Here is a 23,049-nt window from a genome sequence, read left to right on the forward strand (position 1 = left end):
GTTGTGTCATCCAGCGACGGATCGCTGAACAACTGCATCTAGGATGACATCCGCCGCCGACATTTTGTCACCTTCGTGATCGGCAAGCACGCTGCCACTGTCATCGATGATCTGCACGCGGTTGTATTCGCTCTGGAATCCCTCATGCCAACCGACCTGGTTCAGCACGAGCAGATCGCAGCCTTTACGCTCACGTTTGCGACGTGCAATTTCAAGTCGCTCGGCGGCATCAGCCTCGGTTTCGGCAGCAAATCCGACGAGCGTTTGGCCGGGCACCCTGGCGGCAACGAGCTGCCGCAAAATATCTGGGTTCTTGGTGAATGTGAGCGTGAGCGCATCGCCGGTGGCTTCTTTTTTGATTTTTCCCGACTCGACGCGCTCGGGCCGGAAATCGGCAACGGCCGCGGCCATAACGATGATTTCGTGGCGCGGTGCCAGCTCGGCGGCCGCGGTCGCCATCTGTTGGGCGGTGGATACCCGCACCACGGTGACGCCTTCGGGCACCGGAACCTCGAGATTGGCAGCGATGAGCGTCACCTCGGCCCCGCGAGCAAGCGCCCGCGCGGCAAGCGCAACACCCTGCCTGCCGGATGAGCGGTTACCCAAAAACCGAACCGGATCAATCGGTTCCCGAGTGCCACCGGCGGTAATGAGCACCCGGCGGCCGCTGAGGTCGCGAGCCTGCTCATCTTCAATCGCCCGCCGCTTTGCAGCCCGCGCGGCGGTGAGGATGCTCGCGACGATGGTCTCGGTTTCGGCAAGGCGCCCGGGGCCGGAATCTCCGCCGGTGAGCGCGCCCGATTCGGGGCCGACAATAACCGTGCCGCGCTCTTCGAGGCGCCGAATGTTGGCCTGCGTGGCCGGATGCTGCCACATTTCGGTGTGCATCGCGGGTGCCACCACCAGCGGCGACCGGGACGCGAGCACCGTGTTGCCGAGCAGATCGTCGGCCATACCCGCAGCAAACCGCGCGATGCTGTTCGCCGTGGCCGGCACTACCGCGATTACATCCGCCTGTTGCCCGACTGCCACGTGACGCACCTGGGCCACACCCTCATAGAGATCGGTGTGCAACGGGTTGCGACTGATCGCTTCGAGTGTGGGCGCGCCCACAAATTTGAGCGCGTGTTCGGTGGCGATCACGTCGACGTGGTGGCCAAGCAGCACGAGTGACCGAATCACCGAAACTGCCTTGTAGGCGGCAATGCCACCCGTAACACCCACGACAATGCGCAATGACTGCGTATCGTCGTGTCGTGGATCGTGCACCACCACGCCGCTCCTGTCGCGCTGCTCTTATTCTGCGGGGGTTACCGGGTCGTCGCCAAAATCGATGAGGTCATCGAGATCGGTGACTGCGGCCTCGGGTGCGGGCTCGTGCATGACGAGCTTGTTTTGGTTGATCTCGTGCAGCGCAATCGACAGTGGCTTGTCGTCGACGTTCGAGTCGACCAGCGGGCCAACATTGCCGTACACGGTGCCATCCTGCAGATCGCTGTAGTAGTCGTTGATCTGTCGGGCCCGCTTCGAAGCGAAAATTACCAGCTCGTACTTGTTCGACACGCGCTCCAGCAGTTCGTCAATGGGCGGGTCGATGATGCCCTTGGGCTTCTCAATCATTTGTGATTTCCTTCGTCAAGTCCCATGAGGTGCAAAACCTCGTGTGCGGCATCCGAAACGGATGAGTTCACCACGTACGCGTCAAACTCGTTCACGGATGCCAGCTCAACCTTCGCGGTCTGAAGGCGGCGCTCCTGCTCGTCAGCCGATTCGGTTCCACGGCCAATGAGTCGACGCACCAGTTCATCCCAGCTCGGGGGTGCCAAAAACACCAGTCTAGCCTCAGGCATGCGCTCCTTCACCTGGCGCGCCCCCTGCAGGTCAATTTCGAGCAGCACCGGCTGTGATTTTGCCAACCGCTCGCGCAGCGGTTCTGCCGGGGTGCCATAGCGATGCGTATTGTGCACGGTCGCGTATTCGAGCAGCTCGTTATCGGCGATGAGCCGGTCAAATTCGGCGTCGTCGACAAAGTAGTAGTCGACGCCCTCGCGCTCACCCGGGCGAGGTTTCCGGGTGGTTGCCGAAACCGAGATGTGCACATCCGGGTAGTTGTCGCGGATGTATTTTGCGACGGTTCCCTTACCAACGGCGGTAGGGCCGGCAAGCACAATCACTCGCGGCTCGACAGGCGAGGCGGCCTCCCAATCAAGCAGGAACTGCCGCAACCGTTCGCGCTGCTGTTTGCCGAGGCCGCCGAGCTTTTTCACCGGCGAAATTTCGAGGCGTTCGAGGATGCGAGTCGACTTGGTTTCGCCGATATGCGGGATTGCCCGCAAAAATTGCGGCACCCGCATCGTGGCGGCCGGATGCTGCGGAGTGTCGGTGCGCAGGGCAGCGGCCAACACATCCACTGGTCGGGCCGCACCCGAGGCGAGCCGACGCTTCACCTCAGCGCGCGCCCGTCGGGCCTCGACCGCTTTTTTCGAGGCTTCAACCCGGTCGACTGGTGGTGGAGCTTGCGATTTCATTTGAATGCCCGCCGCAACAATTCGTTGTGATGATCGATCGCCGCATCCAGACCCTCAAGCCCATCGCCAAGGACCGAACGCGATGCGTTAACAATCACATTCTCGGATGACTTCCCGAAGATCTCCTTGACGTCCTCAAAACGCGCGCCCTGGTGGCCGAATCCCGGCGCCAAAATCGGCGTGTCAGGTTCGACGGCCAGATCATCCACGTCGATGCCGAGCAGTTCTTGGTCGACCGTGGCACCGAGTACAACACCGATCGAACCCTTTTCGCGACCGGCGTAGTGTTCGCGGTTCCACTGTGCGGCCCGGGCGGCAATACCACCGGCGACAGTGCGACCCTCCTGCGAGCCGCGAACCCGCATCGCGGTCTGCACCGAGGCTGATTCGGGGTTGGAGGTCGCGGCCAGCACGAACAGGCCCTTGTTGTATTTTTCAGCCTTTGCGAGCGGGCTGCTGAGCGTGTCAAAACCCTGATACGAGTTCATGGTCATCGCATCTGCTTCAAGCGGCATACCGGGAGTGAGCCAAGCTTCCGCGTAGGCGTCGAGTGTGGAACCGACATCACCGCGCTTGACATCGGCGATCACCAGCAGTCCGGCAGCCCGGGCCGCCTCGAACACGTCTTCAAGCACGCGGTAGCCGTTGGCACCGAATCGCTCGTAGAACGCAACCTGGGGTTTCACGATGCCAACTCGGCCCTGCAGCGCTTCGACGACGCGCAGCCCAAACTCGTGCGCCCCCACCGCCGATACCGGCAGCTGCCAGCGCTCGAGCAAATAGGTGTGCGGGTCGATACCGACACAGAGGTGGCCGTATTTGTCGGTGGTTTCAGCGAGCCGCTCGCCGAATGTCTTCGCGGTTGTCACCGGTTTACCTTCCGTCGCTCGTTGTATTCCTGCAGCGGCGTCACTTCCAGCCCGTCATGGAGCGCTCGGAACGATCCAACCGCAGCGTGCAACTCCGACATCGTGGTGAAAATCGGGATATCGGCCGTTACTGCTGCGGTGCGGATCTGGTATCCGTCACCTCGCGACGAGGCACCCGAGGGTGTGTTGATGACCATATCGACCTCGCCGGCCTGGATCATCTCGACAATATTCGGGCGGTTATCGGCCGCGACCTCAGTATCGCCCTCGTCAGTGAACTTGCCAACCAGCTTTGCCTCGATGCCGTGCCGGTACAGCACTTTGGCGGTGCCGTCGGTGGCGTAGATTTCAAATCCCAGGTTGAGCAGTTCCATGATCGGGGTAACGATCGCTCCCTTGTCACGGTCATTCACCGAAACAAACACGGTGCCGCCCTCGGGCAGCCCGCCGTAGGCTGCCAGCTGACTCTTGGCAAACGCGAGCGGGAAGTTTTTGTCAATTCCCATCACTTCACCGGTCGAACGCATTTCGGGCGAGAGCAGCGTGTCGACAATCGAGCCGTCGCGCGTGCGGAAGCGTTTGAACGGCAGCACCGCTTCTTTCACCGCTACCGGAGCATCCAGCGGCAGGATGGTGCCGTCACCCTCGGGCAGCAGCAGCCCCTCGGCACGCAATTCGGCGATAGTGGCGCCGGCCATCACGCGCGCAGCGGCCTTCGCGAGCTGCGTACCGAGCGCCTTCGAAACAAACGGCACGGTGCGCGAGGCACGCGGGTTTGCTTCGAGCACATAGAGCCGCCCAGCACCGATCGCAAATTGCACGTTCAGCAGGCCGCGCACGCCCACTCCCGAGGCGATGCGCAGCGTCGCCTCGCGCACCTCACGCAAACGCGCATCACTCAGAGTGATAGCTGGCAGGGTGCAGGCCGAGTCGCCCGAGTGAATACCCGCCTCTTCGATGTGTTCCATGATGCCGCCGATATAGATGTCGGTGCCGTCATACAGCGCGTCGACGTCGATTTCGGTGGCGTCGTCGAGGAAGCGGTCAACCAGCAGCGGGTGGTCGACCGTGACAATGCCCTGGTCGGCGATGCGGTCGAAGTAGTCGTCCAGCTGCTCGGTCGAGTAGACGATCTCCATCCCGCGACCACCCAGCACGAAGCTCGGGCGCACCAGCACCGGGTAACCGATGCGATTGGCAATTTCGTGGGCATCAGCGCGGTTGGTGGCCGTACCGTTGGCCGGCGCTGCCAGGCCGGCTTCTTCGAGGATGCGCGCAAACTGGCCACGCTCTTCGGCGCTGTCGATCGCATCCGGGCTGGTGCCGAGAATCGGCACGCCCGCTGCCTGCAGGCCCTTCGCCAGCCCCAGCGGGGTTTGGCCACCGAGCTGCACAATCACGCCCTTCAATGTTCCAGAAGCGCGTTCGGCGTCAATAACCTCGAGCACGTCTTCGAGCGTCAGCGGTTCAAAGTAGAGCCGATCGGAAGTGTCGTAGTCGGTCGACACGGTCTCGGGGTTGCAGTTGACCATGATCGTTTCGTAGCCCGCGTCAGCCAACGCGAACGAGGCGTGCACACACGAATAGTCGAACTCGATACCCTGACCGATACGGTTCGGGCCCGAACCGAGAATGATGACCTTCTCGCGGTCGCTCGGTGCAACCTCGGTTTCAAGGTCGTAGCTCGAGTAGTGGTAAGGCGTGAACGCCGGGAACTCACCCGCGCAGGTGTCAACGGTTTTGTATACCGGAATGATGCCGCTATTGCGGCGAATCGCGCGCACCTCAGCTTCGGTGAGTCCGCGTAGCTCGGCGAGCTGAGCATCCGAAAAACCGTGCCGCTTGGCCAACCGCAGCGTGGGCGCATCCAGTACCTCAACCGAACGCACCTGTTCGGCAATTTCGTTGATGAGTGCGATTTGGTCGAGGAACCAAGGGTCAATCTTGGTCGATTCAAAGATCTGCTCGACCGTGGCCCCCTTCGACATGGCAATTTGCACGTCGACGATCCGGCCGTCGGTGGGCGTTTTGATGATTTCCAGCAGCTCGTCAACGGTGCGTTCGTCATCGACCCAGGTAAATGATGAGCCGCGCTTTTCGAGCGAACGCAGCGCCTTCTGCAGCGCAGTGGTGAAATTGCGACCAATCGCCATGGCCTCACCCACCGATTTCATGGTGGTGGTGAGGGTGGGGTCGGCGGCCGGGAATTTTTCAAAGTTGAACCGCGGCACCTTGACGACCGTGTAGTCGATGGCCGGTTCGAAGCTTGCCGGAGTTTCGCGGGTGATGTCGTTAGCGATCTCATCGAGACGGTAACCGATGGCCACCTTGGCGGCGATTTTTGCAATCGGGAAGCCGGTGGCCTTTGAGGCCAGCGCCGATGAGCGAGATACCCGGGGGTTCATCTCGATAACGATGACACGGCCATTGCTCGGGTCGACGGCGAACTGGATGTTGCAGCCACCGGTGTCAACACCAACGGCGCGAATAATGGCGATACCCACATCGCGCAGCTTTTGATATTCGACGTCGGTGAGCGTCAATGCCGGTGCCACGGTAATTGAGTCACCGGTGTGCACGCCGACCGGGTCAACGTTTTCGATCGAACAAATCACCACCGTGTTGTCGGCGGCATCGCGCATGAGCTCAAGCTCATATTCTTTCCACCCGAGGATCGATTCTTCGAGCAGCACTTCGCTGGTGGGTGATGAGAGCAGCCCGTCTTCAACGATGCGCACGAGCTCAGCCTCGTCGTGCGCGAAGCCAGAACCCAGACCACCCATCGTGAATGAGGGCCGCACCACCAGCGGGTAGCCGAGGTCGGCGGCGAAGGCTTTGGCCTCTTCGACGGTGTGGGCAATGTATGAGCGAGCCACGTCGGCACCGCACTCGATCACCAGGTCTTTGAACTCCTGACGGTCTTCACCACGGCGAATTGCGTCAACATTGGCGCCGATGAGTTCGACTCCATGCTTTTCGAGCAGTCCGAGCTCGTGCAGCTTCATGGCCGCGTTGAGTGCGGTCTGGCCACCGAGCGTCGGCAAGATGGCGTCGGGACGCTCACGCAGGATGATTTTTTCGATCACTTCGGGAGTGATCGGCTCAACGTAGGTGGCGTCGGCGAAGTCGGGGTCGGTCATGATCGTCGCCGGGTTCGAGTTGAGCAAAATCACTCGCACACCCTCTTCGCGAAGCACGCGGCACGCCTGGGTGCCGGAGTAGTCAAACTCTGCTGCCTGACCGATAACGATCGGGCCCGAGCCGATGACGAGTACTGAATTGATGTCGTTGCGCTTTGGCATAGGTTCGTCGGCTCCTCGTTAGTTGTGCTGTTTGTCGGCTTTAGCGGCCACGACCAGGTCACGGAACCGGTCGAAAAGCGGGGATGCATCGTGCGGTCCAGAAGCGGCCTCGGGGTGGAATTGCACCGAGAACGCCGGAATATCGAGGCAGCGAAGCCCCTCGACCACCTGATCGTTAAGCCCGATGTGGCTCACCTCTACCCGGCCAAGACCCGCCGGTGAGTCGACCGGCCCGTCAAGGGGCACTTCGACCGCGAAGCCGTGGTTTTGCGCGGTGATCTCAACCTTGCCAGTGGCGGTGTCGCGCACGGGCTGGTTGATGCCGCGGTGACCGAACGGCAGTTTGTAGGTGTCAAACCCAAGGGCTCGGCCCAGCAACTGGTTTCCGAAGCAGATGCCCATGAACGGATAGCCCTCACGAAGCAGTTCGCGCAGCAGCTGTGCCTGCGCATCGTTGGCTTCGGGGTCGCCGGGGCCGTTGGAATAGAAGATGGCGTCGGCGCCAGTCGCGCGCACATCATCGGCGGTGGCGTCGGCGGGCAGCACGTGTACATCAAAACCGCGGTAGTTGAGGTTGCGGATCGTTGCGGTTTTTACGCCCAGGTCGAGCAATGCCACGACCCCGATGCGCTCGCTGCCGGTGTGTTCGGCGACATAGGCTGCATCGGTGGTAACGCGGTCGGAGAGATACCGACCGGCCATCTCGGGTTGGGCCTGCACGCGCTCGAGCTGCTCAGTTTTGGCAATGCTGAGCGCCTCGCCGCTGAACACGCCGGCACGCATTGCGCCCCGGTCGCGAATTTTGCGGGTGAGCGCGCGTGTGTCGACATCGCTGATCCCAACGATGCCGCTGTCGACGAGCGCGCTTTCGAGGTCACCCTGTGCCCGCCAATTCGACACCACCCGGCTGGGGTCGCGAACCACATAGCCGGCCGGCCAGAACCCGGCCGATTCCATGTCTTCATCGTTCACACCGGTGTTCCCAATGTGGGGTGCGGTCTGCACCACAATCTGGCCCGCGTAGCTCGGGTCAGAGAGGGTTTCCTGGTAGCCGGTCATACCGGTGGTAAACACCAACTCTCCGTAGCGCTCACCGCGAGCTCCATAGGCAAGACCTTCATAGCGGGTGCCGTCTTCAAGGACGAGGACGGCCGGTTCGGTGCGAATCATGCGTGCTCCTGGGTGTGCGTTTGCGAAATGAGTGAGGTCAGCGCGTCGAGCAGAGCTTGGCGTTCACCGGGGTGGACGACGCGGAAGTAGGTTTCAACTGAATGATCGGCGTCGATGTGCCAGCGAATAACCAGCAGGCCGTCGCGTTCTACGGCGCGATCGATGGTTGCCTGCGCCCGGGCAATCGTCTCGATGCGGTCAATGGGGATGAAAAAGGGGCGGGCGGCCGAAATACCGACGGCAACACCGCCGGGATGCACCTCGACGGTTGCGCGACCCCGATACGCAAGCGGTGGCACAACGATGCGTTCAAGCGCCCGCCCAGTTTCGGAGGTGGCGACATAGTGCACATCATCGAGTGCGTAAAGCGGTTCACCAAGCCCGGCCGGCAATTGCGGTGGTTCGGCAATATCGCGCTGTGTGCGCATCCGATAACGCCAGCCCGACAGCATCAAAAGCAGTACCGCTGCGCAGCAGCCAAGAATTACGGCGGTGGTGAGCAGCACGGTCGTTGGCACTAGCGCTCTCCCTCGGTTGCCAGCTGCGAGCGGCGAGCGGCTCGCAGTGTTTCGACGTCAACCACTTGGCCATCGCGAACGGTGGGCACGCCGCGATAAATCGTGGTGTGTACCCGGCCAGGCAATTGCAGTCCGAGGTAGGGCGAGTTCACCGATTTACCGGCCAGATCAGTCTCGGTGAACACACTCGAGGTTTCGGCGTCGTACAGCACCACGTTCGCGAGCTGACCGGCTTGCAGTGGCTGCCCCGCATCCGTCGCCTGACCAATTCGCGCGGGAGTTTCGCTCATCACGCGCGCAACACCGCGCCAGTCGAGCCGGCCGGTGTTCACCATCGTCGCGTGCACGATACGCAGGGCCGATTCCAGGCCAACCATGCCCATTGACGCGAAGTCCCATTCGGTTTGCTTCGAGTCACTGGGGTGCGGCGCGTGGTCGGTGCCGACGATATCAATCGTGCCGTCGGCAAGGGCGTCACGCAGCGCCTCCACATCGTCTTCGGTGCGCAGCGGCGGGTTCACCTTGTAGCGGGCGTCAAAGCCGCGCACTTTTTCTTCGGTGAGCAGCAGGTGGTGCGGCGTCACCTCGGCGGTGATCTGAATACCGCGAGCCTTCGCAAACCGCACCACATCAACCGATGCGCGCGTCGAAAGGTGGCAAACGTGCACGCGCGAATCAACCTGTTCGGCGAGCAGCGCATCACGAGCGATGATCGAACTTTCGGCAGCGCCCGGCCAGCCACGAAGGCCCAGTTCAGCACTGAGTGCGCCCTCGTTCATCTGGGCGCCCTCAGTGAGTTTCGGGTCTTGCGCGTGCTGGGCCACAACACCATCAAATGCCTTCACATATTCGAGTGCCCGGCGCATGATGAGCGGATCAAACACGCATTTGCCGTCGTCGCTGAAAACGCGAACTCGGGCACGCGAGTTGGCCATCGAGGCGAGCTCGGCGAGCTGTTCGCCCTGCTGCCCTACGGTTACCGCGCCGATCGGATGTACATCGGCGTATCCGGCCTCGCGACCCAGCGCCCACACTGCCTCCACCACGCCGGCGGTGTCTTGCACCGGCTGCGTGTTCGGCATGGCGAACACCGTGGTGAACCCACCCTTGGCCGCGGCTCGGCTACCGGTGAGCACGGTTTCGCTCGATTCAAACCCGGGTTCGCGCAGGTGCACGTGCAGGTCGACGAGGCCCGGCAAGGCAATCAGCCCGGTGCCGTCGATGATTTCGTCGGCGGTTTCGATGCGGCCAGCAGGTGCGATTTGTGCGATGCGATCGCCCTCAATCAGCAGGTCTTGAGCGGTCTCGCCATAGGGGCAAACGTTACGAATCAGGATGCTCATGGTTAGTTAGTGCCTTCTTTCACGCCCGAGCACAGCAGATAGAGGGCGGCCATGCGCACGCTCACACCGTTGGCCACCTGCTCGAGCACAGTGGCCTGTTTGGAATCGGCAGCGGCCGATGAGATTTCAAGTCCGCGGTTCATCGGGCCCGGATGCATCACCACGGTGCTTTCCGGCAGCGAACGGAATCGCTGCTCGGTAAGCCCCCACATTCGCGCGTATTCGCGAGTGTGCGGGAAGAATGCTGCGCGCATCCGCTCGGCTTGGATGCGCAGCATCATGACCGCGTCGGGTTTACGAGCAAGTGCCGCGTCGAGGTCGTAGCCGGTGCTGGCGGGCCAGCGGTCGAATTCGCCGGGCAGCAGCGTCGGCGGCCCCACGAGCTCGACCTCGGCGCCCAGTGCCCCGAGCAGCCACACATTCGAGCGGGCCACACGCGAGTGCAGCACGTCCCCGACGATCACCACGCGCGCCCCGTCAAGCCCGCGACCGCGCGTCTTGTTGCCGTGCAGCCGGCGGCGCAGCGTGAACGCATCCAGCAGCGCCTGGGTGGGGTGTTCGTGGCAGCCGTCACCGGCATTAATGATCGGCGCATTAATCCAGCCGCGTTCGGCAAGCATCTGTGCCGCGCCCGATGCCGGGTGACGAATGACCACCGCATCCGCCCCCACTGCGTGCAGGGTCTGCGCGGTGTCTTTTAGCGATTCTCCCTTTGAAACGCTCGATCCTTTGGCAGCGAAATTGATGACATCCGCGCTGAGTCGTTTTTCGGCCGCCTCGAACGAAATGCGGGTGCGGGTGGAATCTTCGTAGAACAGATTCACCACGGTAACGCCGCGCAGTGCGGGGAGTTTTTTCACCTCGCGGTCTTGGGTGGCGGCCATATCCTCGGCTGTATCGAGCAGCAGGATTGCTTCTTCGCGCGTGAGCGTGGCGGTTGAGATGAGGTGTCGCACTATCGTTCATCCTCGCTGTCTCGAATCACAACCGCATCCTCGCCACCGTCAATTTCTTGCAGCAGCACATCGATACGTTCACTTCGTGCGCTCGGCAGGTTTTTCCCAACAAAATCAGCGCGAATCGGTAGCTCGCGGTGGCCGCGATCGACGAGCACCGCCAGTCGTACCGCGCTCGGGCGGCCGATATCGCTGATGGCGTCAAGCGCCGCGCGAATCGTGCGGCCAGAGAAGAGCACATCGTCGACCAGCACCACTGTGCGACCGTCAATTCCCGAGGCTGGGATGCTAGTGGGGTGGGCGACCGTGATGCTGCGGCGTCGCAGATCGTCACGGTACATAGACACGTCCAGTGACCCGACAAAGTCATTTCCCAGTAGCTCGGCGTCATCGCCGCAGATTTGCCGAAGATTGGCTCCGATGCGCTGCGCAAGCGGCACACCGCGGGTGGGAATTCCCAGCAGTACAAGCCCCTCGGGCCCCTGGTTCGCTTCGAGAATTTGATGCGAGATTCGCATCAGCGCGCGCGACACATCGCCGGATTGCAGCACTGTGCGTTCGGCCAAGGTCGACCCCCCTTCCCCGCCTCACTGGACGGCAATTAAAGGATGATCAGAACGACATTCACTCTATCACCGCCCCGGCACGGCCAGCCGCTAGGCTGCTGTTGTGTCTGGACTCATTGCACTGCTCGACGATATTGCCGCACTCGCTAAACTCACCGCCGCGAGCCTCGACGATGTGGGTGCGCTCACTGCAAAAGCGAGCGCCAAGGCTGCCGGTGTGGTCATCGACGACGCGGCGGTCACGCCACAGTATGTGCGAGGTCTGGAACCAAAACGCGAACTGCCGATCATCTGGAAAATCACCAGGGGTTCGCTGGTCAACAAACTGCTGATCATCCTGCCGGCGCTGCTACTGCTCAACTGGCTGGCGCCGTGGGCACTGCCGTGGCTGCTCATTCTCGGCGGCACCTATCTCGCCTTTGAGGGCGCCGAAAAGGTGTGGCACAAGCTGCTGCACCGCGACGAGCAGCCGCTTGCCGAAGCTGCAGCCGCCGCCTCTGAGACAGATGCTGACACCGAAAAGCGCGTTGTTTCGGGCGCGATCCGCACCGACTTCATCCTCAGCGCCGAAATCATGGTGATCGCCATGAATGAGGTGCGCCTGGACAACTGGATGCTGATGGCGATCGTACTGATCCTGGTGGCGATTGCGATCACCCTCGGTGTGTACGGCACAGTTGGGCTGCTGGTCAAAATTGACGATATCGGCCTGGCACTCACGACCCGAAAGTCAAAAACCGCACAGCGCGTGGGGCAGAGCTTGGTTGCGATCATGCCCCGGGTGATGACCTTCATCGGTATTGTTGGCACCCTCGCGATGCTCTGGGTTGGCGGGCATATTTTGCTCGTGCAATCGCACGCGGTGGGGCTTGCTGAGCCCTACGGTTTTGTGCACGGCATCGCCGAGTCGGTGCTGTCCGTTGCCGGTGTTGGCGCCGTACTGTCTTGGCTGGTTGAGACTCTGATCTCAATGGTGCTCGGATTTGTCGTTGGTTCGCTGGTGGCGGGCGTCCTTGCGCTGATCCACGCATTCGCGCAGCGCAAATCAACTGAGCCGGCTACGCGCGCGGCCAACGCAGCCGGAGAATCGGGGCCCGGCCAGGGCACAGAACAGTAGGTAGCGATGTCGCACTCCCCCGCATCCCGCCGCGTCACCAAGCGTCGCCGCACGCTCGTCATCTATGGCGACGGTGATCACAAGCTGCGCCGCGACACACTCGCCGGCGAGGAACCTCTGGAGATCCGGGTCAATGACCGTCAGCTGGCCGTCACCATGCGCACCCCCGGTGATGATTTTGACCTCGTCGCCGGTAACCTCGTTAGCGAGGGGCTCATCTCTCATCGTGAGCAGCTGCATTCGATGCGCTATTGCGGCGAAAACGTCGATGAACACGGCGATCGCTCGTGGAATGTGATCGATGCGGCACTGCCGCAGCTGGCAGCGGATGCGATCACTTCCAGGAGGGTAATTACCACCTCGGCCTGTGGAGTGTGCGGTGCCACATCGATCGATGCGGTGCGTCGCAGCAGTGTCTTCGGATGCGATACGGGCTCGGCTACCGTTGCTCGCGAAACGCTCCTCGAGCTTCCCGAGCTATTGCGCGCCGAGCAGCGCCTTTTTGACAGCACCGGCGGGTTGCATGCCGCCGGTTTGTTCCGCTTCGATGGCACCGCGCTCTACGTGCGCGAGGATGTCGGTCGGCATAACGCCGTCGATAAGGTGATCGGCGCCGCGCTGCGCGACGATCGGCTGCCGGCCACCGAGACGGTCATGCAGGTGTCGGGTCGAGCCTCGTTCGAGCTCGTCCAAAAGTGTCACTTAGCGGGGGTCCCCGTAATGGCAGCCGTTTCGGCGCCCTCGAGCCTCGCTGCAGAGCTCGCCGATGAGGTGGGCATTACGCTCGTCGGGTTCAGTCGGGGTGAACGCGCGACGATCTACACCCATCCGCAGCGGGTCGCCGGCTGCGGTCAGCGTCTCTAGCGCGCGAGCGGTACCGCTGTCCTGAGTCTCGGCTTAGAGACCCGCAACCAGTTCACCGGCACAGATCCGAACCGCCAGTTCATCCCCCACCCGCAGTGTCGAGTTCGGCAGCCGCATCCGCAGCCCGCTTGCAAGCTGCGCGAGCACCTCGGTACCGTCTCCCAACAGCGCCACCACGCAGTCATTCCAATCGGCAGCTTCGGCCGGCGCCGGCAGTACGGATGTAGCCGGCACGAGCAGCGTTGCCGCGCCGGGCACCGCCTCGGAGGCACGCGACCGGGCGCCGAAACGGTCGTCGAGTTTCGCATTGCCGGCCGCGCAGTGGAAGGCGCCGTCGATGATTTCGCCGTTAATCCGGGCCAGCCCCGCAAATTCGGCGGCGAACGCGCTACGCGGCCGCCGCTGCAGCTCGCCAACACGCAAGTCTTCAATCACTCTGCCAGCCTCAATCACGATCACCCGTTCGGCGAGCCGCACCACATCCACGAGATCGTGACTGGCAAAGAGCAGCGTCAGTCCGTGCCTTGCTGCCGCCGTGGCTACGAGTTCGCGTAGCTCGGCGCTCGCGCTCACATCGAGCGCCGCAAAGGGTTCGTCAAGCACCAGGATGCGCGGCGTAGCGGCAAGTGCCCGGGCAAGCGCCACCCGCTGACGTTCACCACCCGAAAGCTCGTCGGGGCGGGCATCGGCGAGTTTTGTTGCGGCGAGCTCGGCGAGGATTTCGTGAGCGCGGCTGCGCGCCGAGGCTTTTGGCAGTCCGGTGGCAAAAGCCACATTGTCGACGGCGCTCAGGTGCGGAAACAGCAGTCCGTCCTGTGCGAGGTAGCCGATGTTGCGCTGGTCGAGCGGCACTTCACGAAGCGGTGTACCGAAGAGTGTGATGGTGCTGTTGCGGTCGATCGGTGCGAGCCCGGTGAGGGCACCGAGCAGCGTCGATTTTCCCGAGCCATTGGCACCGATGATGGCAATTCGTTCGCCCTCGGTCACCGTCAGGTCAATATCAGCGGTGATCCGGTCGCGAGGCACCAGGATGCGACCGGCAAGCGGCAGGATATTCGGGTTGCGGTTCATCACCGCTCACCTCCCACGCGCCATGAGCGCAGCGCCACCAGGACGATAATCGCGGCGGCCACCAGAATGATCGAAAGCGTATATGCCTCCTGCGCCGAAACACCGCCACCGTTAAACGCCGTGTAAATCGACAGCGGCATCGTGCGGGTAACGCCCTCGCGATTGCCGGCAAACATGGCTGTGGCACCAAATTCGGCGAGCGCCCGCGAAAAACTCAGCATCGCGCCCGAGGCGATTGCCGGGGCGATCAGTGGGAGCGTGATCCGCCACCAGACACGGCCTCGGGAAGCACCCAGACCGCGCGCCACGAGTTCCAGCCGCGGATCAACCGCGCGGATCGCCTGTTCAACCGCGAGCACAAAAAACGGCAGCGCCACATAGCTTTGGGCAATCACGACGGCAGCGGTCGAGAACGGAATTTGTTCGCCGGTAAGTGTCGTGAACAGGTGTCCTACCGCCCCGTTACGTCCGAATAGTGCCAGTAGCGCGAGCCCGCCCACAAGCGGCGGCATCAGCATCGGCACCAGCACCAGCGCGCGGGCGGCAGCGGCAGCGGTGGGCCCCAGGCGAGCGATCCACATTGCCAGCGGCACTCCCAGCAGCGCGCACACGATGGTGGCAGCAAAGGCGGTGCCGAGTGAGAGTCCCAGCGAAACGAGCGTGCTGGTGCTCGTGAGCTGCTGTGTGAGCGCTGACCACTCCACCCGGCCCGCCAGCGCCAATAGCGGCGCCACGACGAACAGCAGTGTGATGATTGCGGCGAGCACCACCAGCACCGGTACATCACGGATGGAGTGGTTGCCGCTCACGCGGGTGGGTGCCGCTTTGTTCGCACGCTCGCGAGCCCCGGCAGCCTCAAGCTCTCGTTGATTTTGCGTCATCGCCTATACGGTTATTTGCCCTCGGGCACCAGGAATCCGTAGCGTTCGAGCACCTCGCGGCCGTGTTCACCGCGCACATAGTCGATGAACGACTGGGCGTGCGGGTGGTCGCTAAGCGCCCCGATCGGGTAGCGGTTCACAATTTCAGTGGCTTCTTCGGGAGCAAAAAACTCCACTCCGTCTACTCCCACCACATCGCTGCGGTACACCACACCGGCGTCAGCCTCACCGAGCGTCACCTTGGTGAGCACGGCCTTAACATTGTCTTCTTCACTCACCACCGAAATCGACACGCCAGCCTCGGCAAAAAGGCGTTCGGTGGCACGACCGCAGGGCACGTTCGAGTGGCAAATAACGACCTTGTTGTTCGCTTCGGCGAGGTCTGCCACCGATTTAATTCGCGCAGCCGCATCCTCGGTGGTCACCACCACCGGCGAATTTTCGACAAAAATGTCGAAGCCATCTGCGTGGTCACCCTCAAGCTGAGTGAGGCTCGTTTCGTCAGCGAGTGCGAGCACATCAACCGGGGCACCCTCATTTACCTGTTGCACGAGCTGCTGCGAACCGGCCGTGGTCAGCGGCGCAAACTCCATACCGGGGTGCTCTGCCTGATAGTCGCTCATGAGCTCGGTCATGGGCTCTTTCAGCGAGGCTGCAGCGTGTATTTCCAACGGTGCCGCCTCGGTTGAAGCTTCACCGGCGCAGCCGGTGAGCGCCATTGCCACCACACCCAGCAGGGCAATCAATCGCAGTGGTTTGCGCAAGGGTCCACACCTCTTCATTGTCGATCCTGCTGCCAGATTCGGCTACAAAAACCGCACCACTGCAACGACGCGAGGTGCTATCAATACCCGTCTGGCCGGGTGCCACCAGCCTATCCGAAACAACGCGCTAGCCTGATTCTCATGCAGCTCGAACATCCCGACACTCGTGAACGGCAACGTCGCCACATAGCGCTGGCGGGTGTAGGCGAGACCGGTGCCGCAAAAATCGCCGCCGCGCGGATCGCGGTGGTCGGTGCCGGTGGCCTCGCAACCCCGGCTCTCACGCTGCTCGCTGCCGCCGAGGTGGGCAACATCACGCTGTTCGACTTCGACACGATCGAGCGCCACAACCTTTCGCGCCAGACGCTCTACCACGAAGCCGATATTGGCGAATACAAAGCCGAACGCGCCCGCGATCAGCTGGCAAGCGCGATGCCGCACGGCAGCATCCGCCCGGTTTTAGAACGCCTCACAGCCGAAAATGCCGAGCGGCTGCTCGCCGATCACGATGTGGTGCTCGACACCACCGACCACTGGCCAACACGCTTTGTGGTGGCTGACGCCTGCGAGCGGCTGGGTGTGCCGCTGGTGTGGGGGTCGGTCGTCGCATTTGACGGGATGTGCACCGTGTTTGCGCCCGGTGGCGCCGGCATCGATGCACTCATAGATCGCGACCGGATGCTCAGCTGCCCGGGCCGATCGGGCTCGGTTGAGGGCACATTTTCGCCGCTGTGCGGGCAGGTCGGTTCAGCGATGGCCGGTGAAACGATCAAACTCCTGACGGGTATTGGGCGGCCGCTCATCGGCCGCGTGCAGCTGTGGGACACCCTGGGCGCCACCATTCGCGAAATGCCGCTGCGCGCGCATCCGAACATTGAAGGAACCGAGCTGTGACACTACGACCACTTACCGAGCACCTTGACCTGGTCTTGCAGCAGGCCCGCCCGCTCACGCCGGTAAAAATGCCGCTGCACTCAGCACTCGGCTGCTATTTGGCCGAAGATGTGCGCTCGGCAATCGATTTGCCAACCGCTGATAATTCGGCAATGGACGGCTATGCCGTGCGCCTCGACGAGCGGCTGCCGGCACGAGCAGAGTTCCCGGTGGTGGCGGATGTGCCGGCCGGAGCGCACATCGATCCGCCGCTGCAACACGGCGAGTGTGCGCGCATCATGACCGGCGCCCCGGTGCCCACCGCAGCCACCGCGGTCGTGCCGCTGGAGGCGACCGATCTCGGCACCGCTATCACCGCCGAGCCTCCCAAACAAATTCGCGTCACAACGCCACCGCGGTCCGGCGCCCATATCCGTCGGCGTGGTGAAGACCTGCGCTGCGGTGACCGCGTGGCGGCGGCCGGTGACCTGCTCGGCGCCCGAAGGCTGTCGGCGCTGGCTGCCTGCGGTGTAGCCGAGGTGCTCGCTCATCCCCGCCCGCGCGTGGTGATCGTGTCGACCGGTGATGAGCTGGTCGATCCCGGCATGCCGCTGCAGCGGGGCCAGCTCTACGACTCAAATCGGGTGCTGCTGCAGGGCCTGCTTGCCGAGTCGGGTGCCGAGGTGGTGGATGCAATCCACGCCGATGATTCGGGAGCTGGGCTACTTACCGCGCTCGAACAGGCGGCGCAGCGGGCGGATGTCATCATCACCACCGGTGGTGTCAGCGTCGGCGCCTTTGATGTGGTGCGGCTCGAGCTTACGCGCAGTAATTGGCAGGTGGAGTTCACCAGGGTTGCGATGCAGCCCGGTAAGCCCCAGGGTTTTGGCCGCGCCCCCTCGGGAGCGCTGTTGTTTGCCCTGCCGGGCAATCCGGTGAGCGTATTTGCATCGTTTGAGGCCTTTGTGCGCCCGGCACTTGCCCGCCTGGCTGGCTCACGAGGGCCAATCCATCAAACGCTTTCGGCAATCGCGGCAACCGGCTGGCGCACCTCGGCGGCACGCGCCCAGCTCATGCCCGTTCGCTGGGTGGATGCCCAGCGCGTAGCCCCGGCAACCGAGCGCGGCTCGGGTTCGCACCTGGTGGCGAGGCTCGCCGCAGCCGAGGGGCTCGCCCTCATTCCCGCGACTGTCGAACAGGTGCTGCCCGGCGATGAACTCACTATTTGGAGGATCCTCGAATGACGAAATTTACCCACCTGGATGCTGCCGGTCACGTGCACATGGTTGATGTGACCCACAAGCAGCCCACCGTGCGTTCAGCCACCGCCCGCGGCCGGGTGAGCTGCCCGCCCGCGGTGGTCGCGGCGCTGCGCGACCAGAGCGTCCCCAAGGGCGATGTGCTGGCCCTGGCGCGTATCGCCGGAATCGCCGGCGCCAAACAGTGCGCACAGCTTTTGCCGCTTGCCCACGTCATCGGTGTGCACGCCGCCTCGGTTGATCTGGAAATCACCGATGATGGCGTCGAAATCACGGCCACTGTGGGCACTGCCGACCGCACCGGTGTCGAAATGGAGGCGTTCACCGCGGTTTCGGTGGCGGCGCTCGCCATCGTCGACATGGTGAAGGGTATCGACAAGCAGGTGGCGATTGAACGGATTGAGCTGGTTCGTAAAACCGGCGGTAAAAGCGGCGAATGGCTGCGCGACTAACGGCGGCTGTGGTGCTCGCCGGTGGGCGGGCGACGCGGCTCGGCGGCGCGGATAAAGCACGCGTGCTGCTCGATGGCCAATCCCTCCTCGAGCGTACGCTCTCGGCGATCGGCGAACTATCGGTGGCGCCGGTGATTGTGGGCCCAGAATCGGCGGCGGACGCGACCACGCGCGACTCTCGATTTGTGCGCGGCGGCTATCGATTCGTCCGCGAAAGCCCGGTTTTTGCGGGACCTGCAAGCGCCCTTGCCACAGGAGTCGCGGCGCTTGCATCCCTACCCGGTGCCACAATCGTGACGGTACTCCCCTGCGATCTGCAGCGGCCACACGAGGCCGTTCGGGCACTCGAGTGCTGGTATGCCGCCGATTCGGCCGACGGGGCGATACTCGTCAGCGACGGCCGTCGACAGTGGACCTCGTTTTGCGCCCGGCTCGAAGCTCTGCGACAGGTGACCGCCGCGGTGCCGATGAACGCATCGCTTCGCGGCGTGCTCAGTGGGCTGAATCTGGCTGAAATTTCGGTGCCAGCAAGTGTCACCGCCGATCTCGATACTCTGGAACAACTGCGGCAAATAGGTGCCCGGTTGCCAATGCGCCGGGTTAAAAACAACGAAAGCAGGACGATCATGTCGCGTGGAATGCATCCCGATCTCGAGCCCTGGGTGGCACAGCTTGCCCCGCAGCTGGGCGTTGATCCCGAGCAGGTGCCGCTCGAATCCATCCTGGATATGGCTCGCGATGTGGCACACGAGGTGGTGCGCCCCGGAGCCCCGGTGACCGCGTTCATGATTGGGCTCGCGCTCGGCCAGGGACGCGTCGACTCGGTTGGCGCAGCCAATGCGCTCGTGCGAGCACAAATTGAACGCCACAGCAGCGAGTCCGCGAATCGCAGCGTCGACGCAGCACCCACCGATCGCGCCGAGGAGAGTGGCAACTAATGCAGGTTCGTTTGTTTGCCGCTGCTGCCGCAGCCGCCGAATGTGAGGCCACCACGAGCACCGCAACTTCACTTGCCGAGCTGCGTGACGAGCTCGTTCGCACACTTCCCAAGGCTTTTGCCGAGGTGCTCCCCCAGTGCTCGTATTTTGTGGACGGTGTGCGCCATGAGCCGGCGGCTGATTGCCCGCTCGACGGCGTCAGCTCGGTGGATGTGCTGCCGCCATTTGCCGGCGGGTAGGCTGCGCGCCGCTACCCACCGATTGCCGACATGGGCCGATCTGGCTGTAAAAATCCCGGCTCATTAATGCCGTGACCGGCGCGCTTACCCAAAATAGCGGCCCGCATCACCCGCGCGATTTGCAAGTCTTGTTCGGCTGCCGCCGCATCCCCGCGCAAAATTTCGCGGAGATCCGACTCTTCGCGCGCAAACAAACAGTTACGCAGCTGACCATCAGCCGTGAGCCGCACACGGTCACAGGCGCCGCAAAACGGTCGCGTAACTGAGCCGATCACGCCGACCGTGTGCGGGCCATCGTTCACTTGAAAAACCTCGGCCGGTGATGAAGCACGATCGCCCGCCGGCGTCAACCGAAATTCTCGCCGCAGCGAGGCGAGGATTTCTTCGGCGGTCACCATTTGTTCACGCCGCCAACTGTGGCCCGCATCCAGCGGCATCATTTCGATAAACCGCAGTTCAGCCTCGTGTGCGATTGCAAACCGCAGCAGGTCACACAGTTCGTCGTCGTTAATGTCGCGCATCGCTACCGCATTCATTTTGAACGGCCGCAGTCCGCTGCGCTGCACAGCCTCGACACCGGCCACCGCCTGGGCGAAACGGTCGCGACGCGTGAGGTCGTGATAGCGCTGCGCATTCACGGTGTCGAGCGAAACGTTCACCCGTTCGAGGCCAGCGGCCACGAGTTCGTCCATGAGTTCCGGCAGCCGCAAACCGTTCGTTGTTAATGACACGCGAAGCGGTCCGGCCACGGTTTCGAGCTGCGTCAACCGCGCCACCACATCGGTGATGTCGGCGCGCAGCAGCGGCTCTCCCCCGGTGAGCCGCACTTCGGTGATTCCCAGCCGCACTGCTACCGACACCACGCGCACAATTTCATCGGTGGTGAGTACCTCCCGCTGCGGCAACCACGGCACACCCTCGGCAGGCATGCAATAGGTGCACCGCAGCGAGCACTTGTCGGTGAGCGACACCCGCAGGTCACGATGCACGCGCCCGAAGGTGTCGGTCAGTGGCCCCGCGGCAAAAGGGTCAGCGCCGTCGTCACCGGGCGGTTGCTGTCGAATCGTGGGGATACCGAGCGAAACCGGGGTCACGAAATCCCCACCCAGTGCGCGGCACCGTCAGCAGTGTGCTGCCGCTTCCAGATCGGCAGTTCATGTTTTACGCGCTCGATCATTTCGCTGCAGCAGCGAATTGCGTGGGCGCGATGTGCCGAGGATGCGCACACCACCACGGCGCAATCACCCACGGCAAGCTCGCCAATGCGATGTGATACCGCCAGCCGCACCTCGATATTGCCCTCGATATCGCCGCCGCAGGATGCCGCGACTTCTTCGGCGAGCTGGCGCAGCAGCCGGGCCGCATCCGGATGCGCCGAATAGTCGAGCCCGGTCACCTCACCGTGCGCTTGCGGATCGTGATTGCGCACGAGTCCCACAAACGATGAGACCGCACCGGCCTGATCGTGTGACACAGCCGCCAGATGCGCCGCCACGTCGAGTGGCGCCGAACTGATTTCGGCAATTACCACGCTCATATGCTGGCACCGTCGCCGGCGCCGTGGTCACCGCCGGCGAGCTGGTGGGCGGCGTGCCGGCCGAGCTGCACCAGCAGTTCGGCGCCGTCTTTTGCGCCACCAACCGAGCCGGGAGCGGCGATCACCAGCACCTCGTACTTGCCTTTTTCACGAATAATGCCGCCGAAGCCGCGTGAGAGCAGCGCCCCCGGTGCACCGGCTGCCACGCCGCGACGGCGCAGTTCTTCACCGATGCCGGGCAACTGCATCGTCAGCAGCGGCGCCACCGCCTGCGGAGTCTTGTCGCGTGGCGCAATTCCGGTGCCTCCGGTGAGCAAAATGGCCGCAACGCCCGAGTCGATCGCTTCTTTAACAGTCTGGCGAATCTGCTTACGGGAGTCGGGCACTGTCGCCACAAAACTCACCCGAAAGTCCGCCGCCTCCAGCACTTCGCGCGCGGCAGGTCCTGAAAGATCGTCACGCTCACCCGCAGCGCTGCGATCGGACACCGTGACGATCGCCACCTCGAGCGAGCTGCACGGTGCGTCAACGGACGAGGGGTGTTGTGTGTCTTTTGCAGTGTTCATAGCAGTCTTTCCAAGATACGCGAACAGTTACCAGACCTGTACGGTGAAACTCAGCTCGCTTGATCTACTGAGTAGTCTGCCACCGTGCGTTTGAGGGGTGCTGACATCCCCGCACGCCACAGGAAAAGCGAACGGGCCGCTAGCGAATCATGCGGCGGCTCCGCCACTCGCCGATCGCCCGCGGCCCGTATGGTCGCAGCGTCCGAAGATGACTACCCCTCGAGCTGGTCACCGATGCGGCCCAGCACGCCGTTGATGAAACGTGCCGAGTCGTCGGTCGAATATTCTTTGGCGAGTTCGATCGCCTCGTTAATGGCCACGCCCACGGGGATTTCGTCGTTATAGACGAGCTCCCACACACCGATGCGCAGCAGCGCCCGGTCGATACGCGGCATCCGGTCGAGTGTCCAGTCACGAGCGGCTGCGGCGATACGGTCGTCAATCGCCGCGGCATGTTCGGTCACACCGATCACGATCTCGCGAGCGTAACGCCATGACGCTGCCCGCTCGGGTTCGTGCACCGCCCGCTCAGCCTCAGCCGCCAACACATGCTCGAGAGTGCGTTCGGTCAGCTCGGCCTGGTAGAGCATATCGAGCGCACGCTTGCGCGCTTTTGTACGTGCCGACATCGACTAGTCGTTAACGCGACCGAGGTATTCACCCGTGCGAGTGTCTACCTTCACGCGCGTGCCCTGGTCGACAAACAGCGGTACCTGAATTTCGGCGCCGGTCTCGACGGTGGCGGGCTTGGTGCCAGCGTTCGAACGGTCACCCTGCAGACCGGGTTCGGTATAGGTGATTTCGAGCACTACCGACGGCGGCATTTCGATGTAGAGCGGTTCGCCCTGGTACATCGCGATCTGCACTTCCTGCTGCTCGAGCAGGAACTTAGCGGCATCGCCAACGATGGTCTCGGGCACGCTCAGCTGATCGAAGTCCTGCTCGTCCATGAAGACGTAGCTTTCGCCATCCTGGTAGAGGTACTGGTAGTCACGACGATCAACGGTGGCGGTCTCGATCTTGGCGCCGGCGTTGAAAGTCTTGTCTACGGTCTTGCCCTGCACGATGTTCTTCAGCTTGGTGCGCACGAACGCACCACCCTTACCGGGCTTAACGTGCTGGAATTCAACGACCTGCCAAAGCTGGCCGTCGAGAATGAGGACAATGCCGTTTTTGATATCGGCGGTGGTTGCCATTACCTGGCCCTTCTCTGCGTAAAAAATCGACGTTCTAGTC

The 23,049-nt window shown here is 62.9% G+C and carries 25 protein-coding genes; 7 read left to right on the top strand and 18 right to left on the bottom strand.

Going from position 1 to position 23,049, the window contains the following annotated elements; translation table 11 throughout:
- Nucleotides 1-6: 6 nt before the first annotated feature.
- Genes coaBC through pyrR form a run of 10 tightly spaced genes read right to left on the bottom strand, consistent with a single transcriptional unit; the run spans nt 7 to nt 11,252 of the window.
- Nucleotides 7-1,236, bottom strand: coding sequence for a bifunctional phosphopantothenoylcysteine decarboxylase/phosphopantothenate--cysteine ligase CoaBC (coaBC, locus tag PV375_RS08600; RefSeq protein ID WP_332107106.1), 1,230 nt, complete (start codon nt 1,234-1,236; stop codon nt 7-9).
- Nucleotides 1,237-1,296: 60 nt separating this feature from the next.
- Entirely contained in the window at nt 1,297-1,620 is a 324-nt protein-coding gene (rpoZ, locus tag PV375_RS08605; protein WP_201516928.1) for a DNA-directed RNA polymerase subunit omega, read from the bottom strand.
- On the bottom strand, nt 1,617-2,528 hold the full coding sequence (gene gmk / locus PV375_RS08610; protein ID WP_332106945.1) for a guanylate kinase: 912 nt from the start codon (nt 2,526-2,528) through the stop codon (nt 1,617-1,619). Before gmk ends, rpoZ begins: the two co-directional genes overlap by 4 nt.
- Nucleotides 2,525-3,397, bottom strand: coding sequence for an orotidine-5'-phosphate decarboxylase (pyrF, locus tag PV375_RS08615; protein WP_332106946.1), 873 nt, complete (start codon nt 3,395-3,397; stop codon nt 2,525-2,527). Before pyrF ends, gmk begins: the two co-directional genes overlap by 4 nt.
- Complete coding sequence (gene carB / locus PV375_RS08620; protein ID WP_201516926.1) at nt 3,394-6,699, bottom strand: carbamoyl-phosphate synthase large subunit; 3,306 nt, start codon at nt 6,697-6,699, stop codon at nt 3,394-3,396. The genes pyrF and carB overlap by 4 nt, the downstream gene beginning before the upstream one ends.
- Nucleotides 6,700-6,717: 18 nt before the next feature.
- Entirely contained in the window at nt 6,718-7,869 is a 1,152-nt protein-coding gene (carA, locus tag PV375_RS08625; protein ID WP_332106947.1) for a glutamine-hydrolyzing carbamoyl-phosphate synthase small subunit, read from the bottom strand.
- Entirely contained in the window at nt 7,866-8,387 is a 522-nt protein-coding gene (locus tag PV375_RS08630) for a PH-like domain-containing protein (RefSeq protein ID WP_332106948.1), read from the bottom strand. The genes carA and PV375_RS08630 overlap by 4 nt, the downstream gene beginning before the upstream one ends.
- Complete coding sequence (locus PV375_RS08635) at nt 8,387-9,730, bottom strand: dihydroorotase (RefSeq protein ID WP_332106949.1); 1,344 nt, start codon at nt 9,728-9,730, stop codon at nt 8,387-8,389. Before PV375_RS08635 ends, PV375_RS08630 begins: the two co-directional genes overlap by 1 nt.
- A 2-nt stretch (nt 9,731-9,732) precedes the next feature.
- Complete coding sequence (locus PV375_RS08640; RefSeq protein WP_332106950.1) at nt 9,733-10,686, bottom strand: aspartate carbamoyltransferase catalytic subunit; 954 nt, start codon at nt 10,684-10,686, stop codon at nt 9,733-9,735.
- Nucleotides 10,686-11,252 carry a bifunctional pyr operon transcriptional regulator/uracil phosphoribosyltransferase PyrR gene (pyrR, locus tag PV375_RS08645; RefSeq protein ID WP_201516921.1) on the bottom strand — a complete coding sequence of 189 codons (567 nt, stop codon included), beginning with the start codon at nt 11,250-11,252 and terminating at the stop codon, nt 10,686-10,688. The genes PV375_RS08640 and pyrR overlap by 1 nt, the downstream gene beginning before the upstream one ends.
- 103 nt (nt 11,253-11,355) lie before the next feature.
- On the opposite strand from pyrR, the gene PV375_RS08650 reads away from it, so the two are divergent.
- Nucleotides 11,356-12,369: a DUF808 domain-containing protein gene (locus tag PV375_RS08650; RefSeq protein WP_332106951.1), complete on the top strand. Its 1,014-nt coding sequence runs from the start codon at nt 11,356-11,358 to the stop codon at nt 12,367-12,369.
- A 6-nt stretch (nt 12,370-12,375) separates the two neighbouring features.
- On the top strand, nt 12,376-13,233 hold the full coding sequence (gene fdhD / locus PV375_RS08655) for a formate dehydrogenase accessory sulfurtransferase FdhD (protein WP_332106952.1): 858 nt from the start codon (nt 12,376-12,378) through the stop codon (nt 13,231-13,233).
- A gap of 33 nt (nt 13,234-13,266) precedes the next feature.
- On the opposite strand, the gene PV375_RS08660 is transcribed toward fdhD, so the two are convergent.
- From PV375_RS08660 to modA, 3 genes are read right to left on the bottom strand one after another with little or no spacing between them, the layout of a single operon-like run.
- Nucleotides 13,267-14,304, bottom strand: a complete 1,038-nt coding sequence (locus PV375_RS08660; protein WP_332106953.1) for an ABC transporter ATP-binding protein — start codon at nt 14,302-14,304, stop codon at nt 13,267-13,269.
- The gene (modB, locus tag PV375_RS08665) at nt 14,304-15,185 is read right to left on the bottom strand and encodes a molybdate ABC transporter permease subunit (RefSeq protein ID WP_332106954.1); all 882 of its coding nucleotides are present in this window, start codon (nt 15,183-15,185) and stop codon (nt 14,304-14,306) included. The genes PV375_RS08660 and modB overlap by 1 nt, the downstream gene beginning before the upstream one ends.
- Before the next feature lie 11 nt (nt 15,186-15,196).
- Nucleotides 15,197-15,949, bottom strand: a complete 753-nt coding sequence (modA, locus tag PV375_RS08670) for a molybdate ABC transporter substrate-binding protein (RefSeq protein ID WP_332106955.1) — start codon at nt 15,947-15,949, stop codon at nt 15,197-15,199.
- Nucleotides 15,950-16,090: 141 nt separating this feature from the next.
- On the opposite strand from modA, the gene PV375_RS08675 reads away from it, so the two are divergent.
- Genes PV375_RS08675 through PV375_RS08695 form a run of 5 tightly spaced genes read left to right on the top strand, consistent with a single transcriptional unit; the run spans nt 16,091 to nt 19,710 of the window.
- Nucleotides 16,091-16,843 (top strand): HesA/MoeB/ThiF family protein, encoded by a 753-nt coding sequence (locus PV375_RS08675; RefSeq protein ID WP_332106956.1) that lies wholly within the window; start codon nt 16,091-16,093, stop codon nt 16,841-16,843.
- Nucleotides 16,840-18,066, top strand: a complete 1,227-nt coding sequence (locus PV375_RS08680; RefSeq protein ID WP_332106957.1) for a molybdopterin molybdotransferase MoeA — start codon at nt 16,840-16,842, stop codon at nt 18,064-18,066. Before PV375_RS08675 ends, PV375_RS08680 begins: the two co-directional genes overlap by 4 nt.
- On the top strand, nt 18,063-18,533 hold the full coding sequence (moaC, locus tag PV375_RS08685; protein WP_332106958.1) for a cyclic pyranopterin monophosphate synthase MoaC: 471 nt from the start codon (nt 18,063-18,065) through the stop codon (nt 18,531-18,533). Before PV375_RS08680 ends, moaC begins: the two co-directional genes overlap by 4 nt.
- Nucleotides 18,518-19,471: an NTP transferase domain-containing protein gene (locus PV375_RS08690; RefSeq protein ID WP_332106959.1), complete on the top strand. Its 954-nt coding sequence runs from the start codon at nt 18,518-18,520 to the stop codon at nt 19,469-19,471. The genes moaC and PV375_RS08690 overlap by 16 nt, the downstream gene beginning before the upstream one ends.
- Entirely contained in the window at nt 19,471-19,710 is a 240-nt protein-coding gene (locus PV375_RS08695; protein ID WP_332106960.1) for a MoaD/ThiS family protein, read from the top strand. The genes PV375_RS08690 and PV375_RS08695 overlap by 1 nt, the downstream gene beginning before the upstream one ends.
- A gap of 11 nt (nt 19,711-19,721) precedes the next feature.
- Here the strand turns inward: PV375_RS08695 and moaA are convergent, their stop codons facing one another.
- From moaA to efp, 5 genes are all read right to left on the bottom strand, one after another.
- Nucleotides 19,722-20,804: a GTP 3',8-cyclase MoaA gene (gene moaA, locus PV375_RS08700; RefSeq protein ID WP_332106961.1), complete on the bottom strand. Its 1,083-nt coding sequence runs from the start codon at nt 20,802-20,804 to the stop codon at nt 19,722-19,724.
- Nucleotides 20,801-21,247 (bottom strand): molybdenum cofactor biosynthesis protein MoaE, encoded by a 447-nt coding sequence (locus PV375_RS08705; RefSeq protein WP_332106962.1) that lies wholly within the window; start codon nt 21,245-21,247, stop codon nt 20,801-20,803. Before PV375_RS08705 ends, moaA begins: the two co-directional genes overlap by 4 nt.
- Entirely contained in the window at nt 21,244-21,813 is a 570-nt protein-coding gene (locus PV375_RS08710; RefSeq protein WP_332106963.1) for a MogA/MoaB family molybdenum cofactor biosynthesis protein, read from the bottom strand. The genes PV375_RS08705 and PV375_RS08710 overlap by 4 nt, the downstream gene beginning before the upstream one ends.
- Nucleotides 21,814-22,025: 212 nt before the next feature.
- Complete coding sequence (gene nusB, locus PV375_RS08715) at nt 22,026-22,442, bottom strand: transcription antitermination factor NusB (protein ID WP_332106964.1); 417 nt, start codon at nt 22,440-22,442, stop codon at nt 22,026-22,028.
- A 3-nt stretch (nt 22,443-22,445) separates the two neighbouring features.
- The gene (gene efp, locus PV375_RS08720; RefSeq protein ID WP_332106965.1) at nt 22,446-23,009 is read right to left on the bottom strand and encodes an elongation factor P; all 564 of its coding nucleotides are present in this window, start codon (nt 23,007-23,009) and stop codon (nt 22,446-22,448) included.
- Between the last annotated feature and the right edge of the window lie 40 nt (nt 23,010-23,049).

The organism is Gulosibacter sp. GYB002 (assembly GCF_036577665.1).
In the GTDB taxonomy this organism is placed as follows: Bacteria; Actinomycetota; Actinomycetes; order Actinomycetales; family Microbacteriaceae; genus Gulosibacter; species Gulosibacter hominis.

What these genes read in the sequence shown, in the direction of transcription:
- PV375_RS08705 (WP_332106962.1), bottom strand. Translation starts at nt 21,247, where the DNA reads ATGAGCGTGGTAATTGCCGAAATCAGTTCGGCGCCACTCGACGTGGCG.
- moaC (WP_332106958.1), top strand. Translation starts at nt 18,063, where the DNA reads ATGACGAAATTTACCCACCTGGATGCTGCCGGTCACGTGCACATGGTT.
- modB (WP_332106954.1), bottom strand. Translation starts at nt 15,185, where the DNA reads ATGACGCAAAATCAACGAGAGCTTGAGGCTGCCGGGGCTCGCGAGCGT.
- PV375_RS08675 (WP_332106956.1), top strand. Translation starts at nt 16,091, where the DNA reads ATGCAGCTCGAACATCCCGACACTCGTGAACGGCAACGTCGCCACATA.
- gmk (WP_332106945.1), bottom strand. Translation starts at nt 2,528, where the DNA reads ATGAAATCGCAAGCTCCACCACCAGTCGACCGGGTTGAAGCCTCGAAA.
- carB (WP_201516926.1), bottom strand. Translation starts at nt 6,699, where the DNA reads ATGCCAAAGCGCAACGACATCAATTCAGTACTCGTCATCGGCTCGGGC.
- carA (WP_332106947.1), bottom strand. Translation starts at nt 7,869, where the DNA reads ATGATTCGCACCGAACCGGCCGTCCTCGTCCTTGAAGACGGCACCCGC.
- nusB (WP_332106964.1), bottom strand. Translation starts at nt 22,442, where the DNA reads ATGTCGGCACGTACAAAAGCGCGCAAGCGTGCGCTCGATATGCTCTAC.
- rpoZ (WP_201516928.1), bottom strand. Translation starts at nt 1,620, where the DNA reads ATGATTGAGAAGCCCAAGGGCATCATCGACCCGCCCATTGACGAACTG.
- PV375_RS08660 (WP_332106953.1), bottom strand. Translation starts at nt 14,304, where the DNA reads ATGAACCGCAACCCGAATATCCTGCCGCTTGCCGGTCGCATCCTGGTG.
- PV375_RS08635 (WP_332106949.1), bottom strand. Translation starts at nt 9,730, where the DNA reads ATGAGCATCCTGATTCGTAACGTTTGCCCCTATGGCGAGACCGCTCAA.
- PV375_RS08690 (WP_332106959.1), top strand. Translation starts at nt 18,518, where the DNA reads ATGGCTGCGCGACTAACGGCGGCTGTGGTGCTCGCCGGTGGGCGGGCG.
- efp (WP_332106965.1), bottom strand. Translation starts at nt 23,009, where the DNA reads ATGGCAACCACCGCCGATATCAAAAACGGCATTGTCCTCATTCTCGAC.
- PV375_RS08695 (WP_332106960.1), top strand. Translation starts at nt 19,471, where the DNA reads ATGCAGGTTCGTTTGTTTGCCGCTGCTGCCGCAGCCGCCGAATGTGAG.
- PV375_RS08710 (WP_332106963.1), bottom strand. Translation starts at nt 21,813, where the DNA reads ATGAACACTGCAAAAGACACACAACACCCCTCGTCCGTTGACGCACCG.
- fdhD (WP_332106952.1), top strand. Translation starts at nt 12,376, where the DNA reads ATGTCGCACTCCCCCGCATCCCGCCGCGTCACCAAGCGTCGCCGCACG.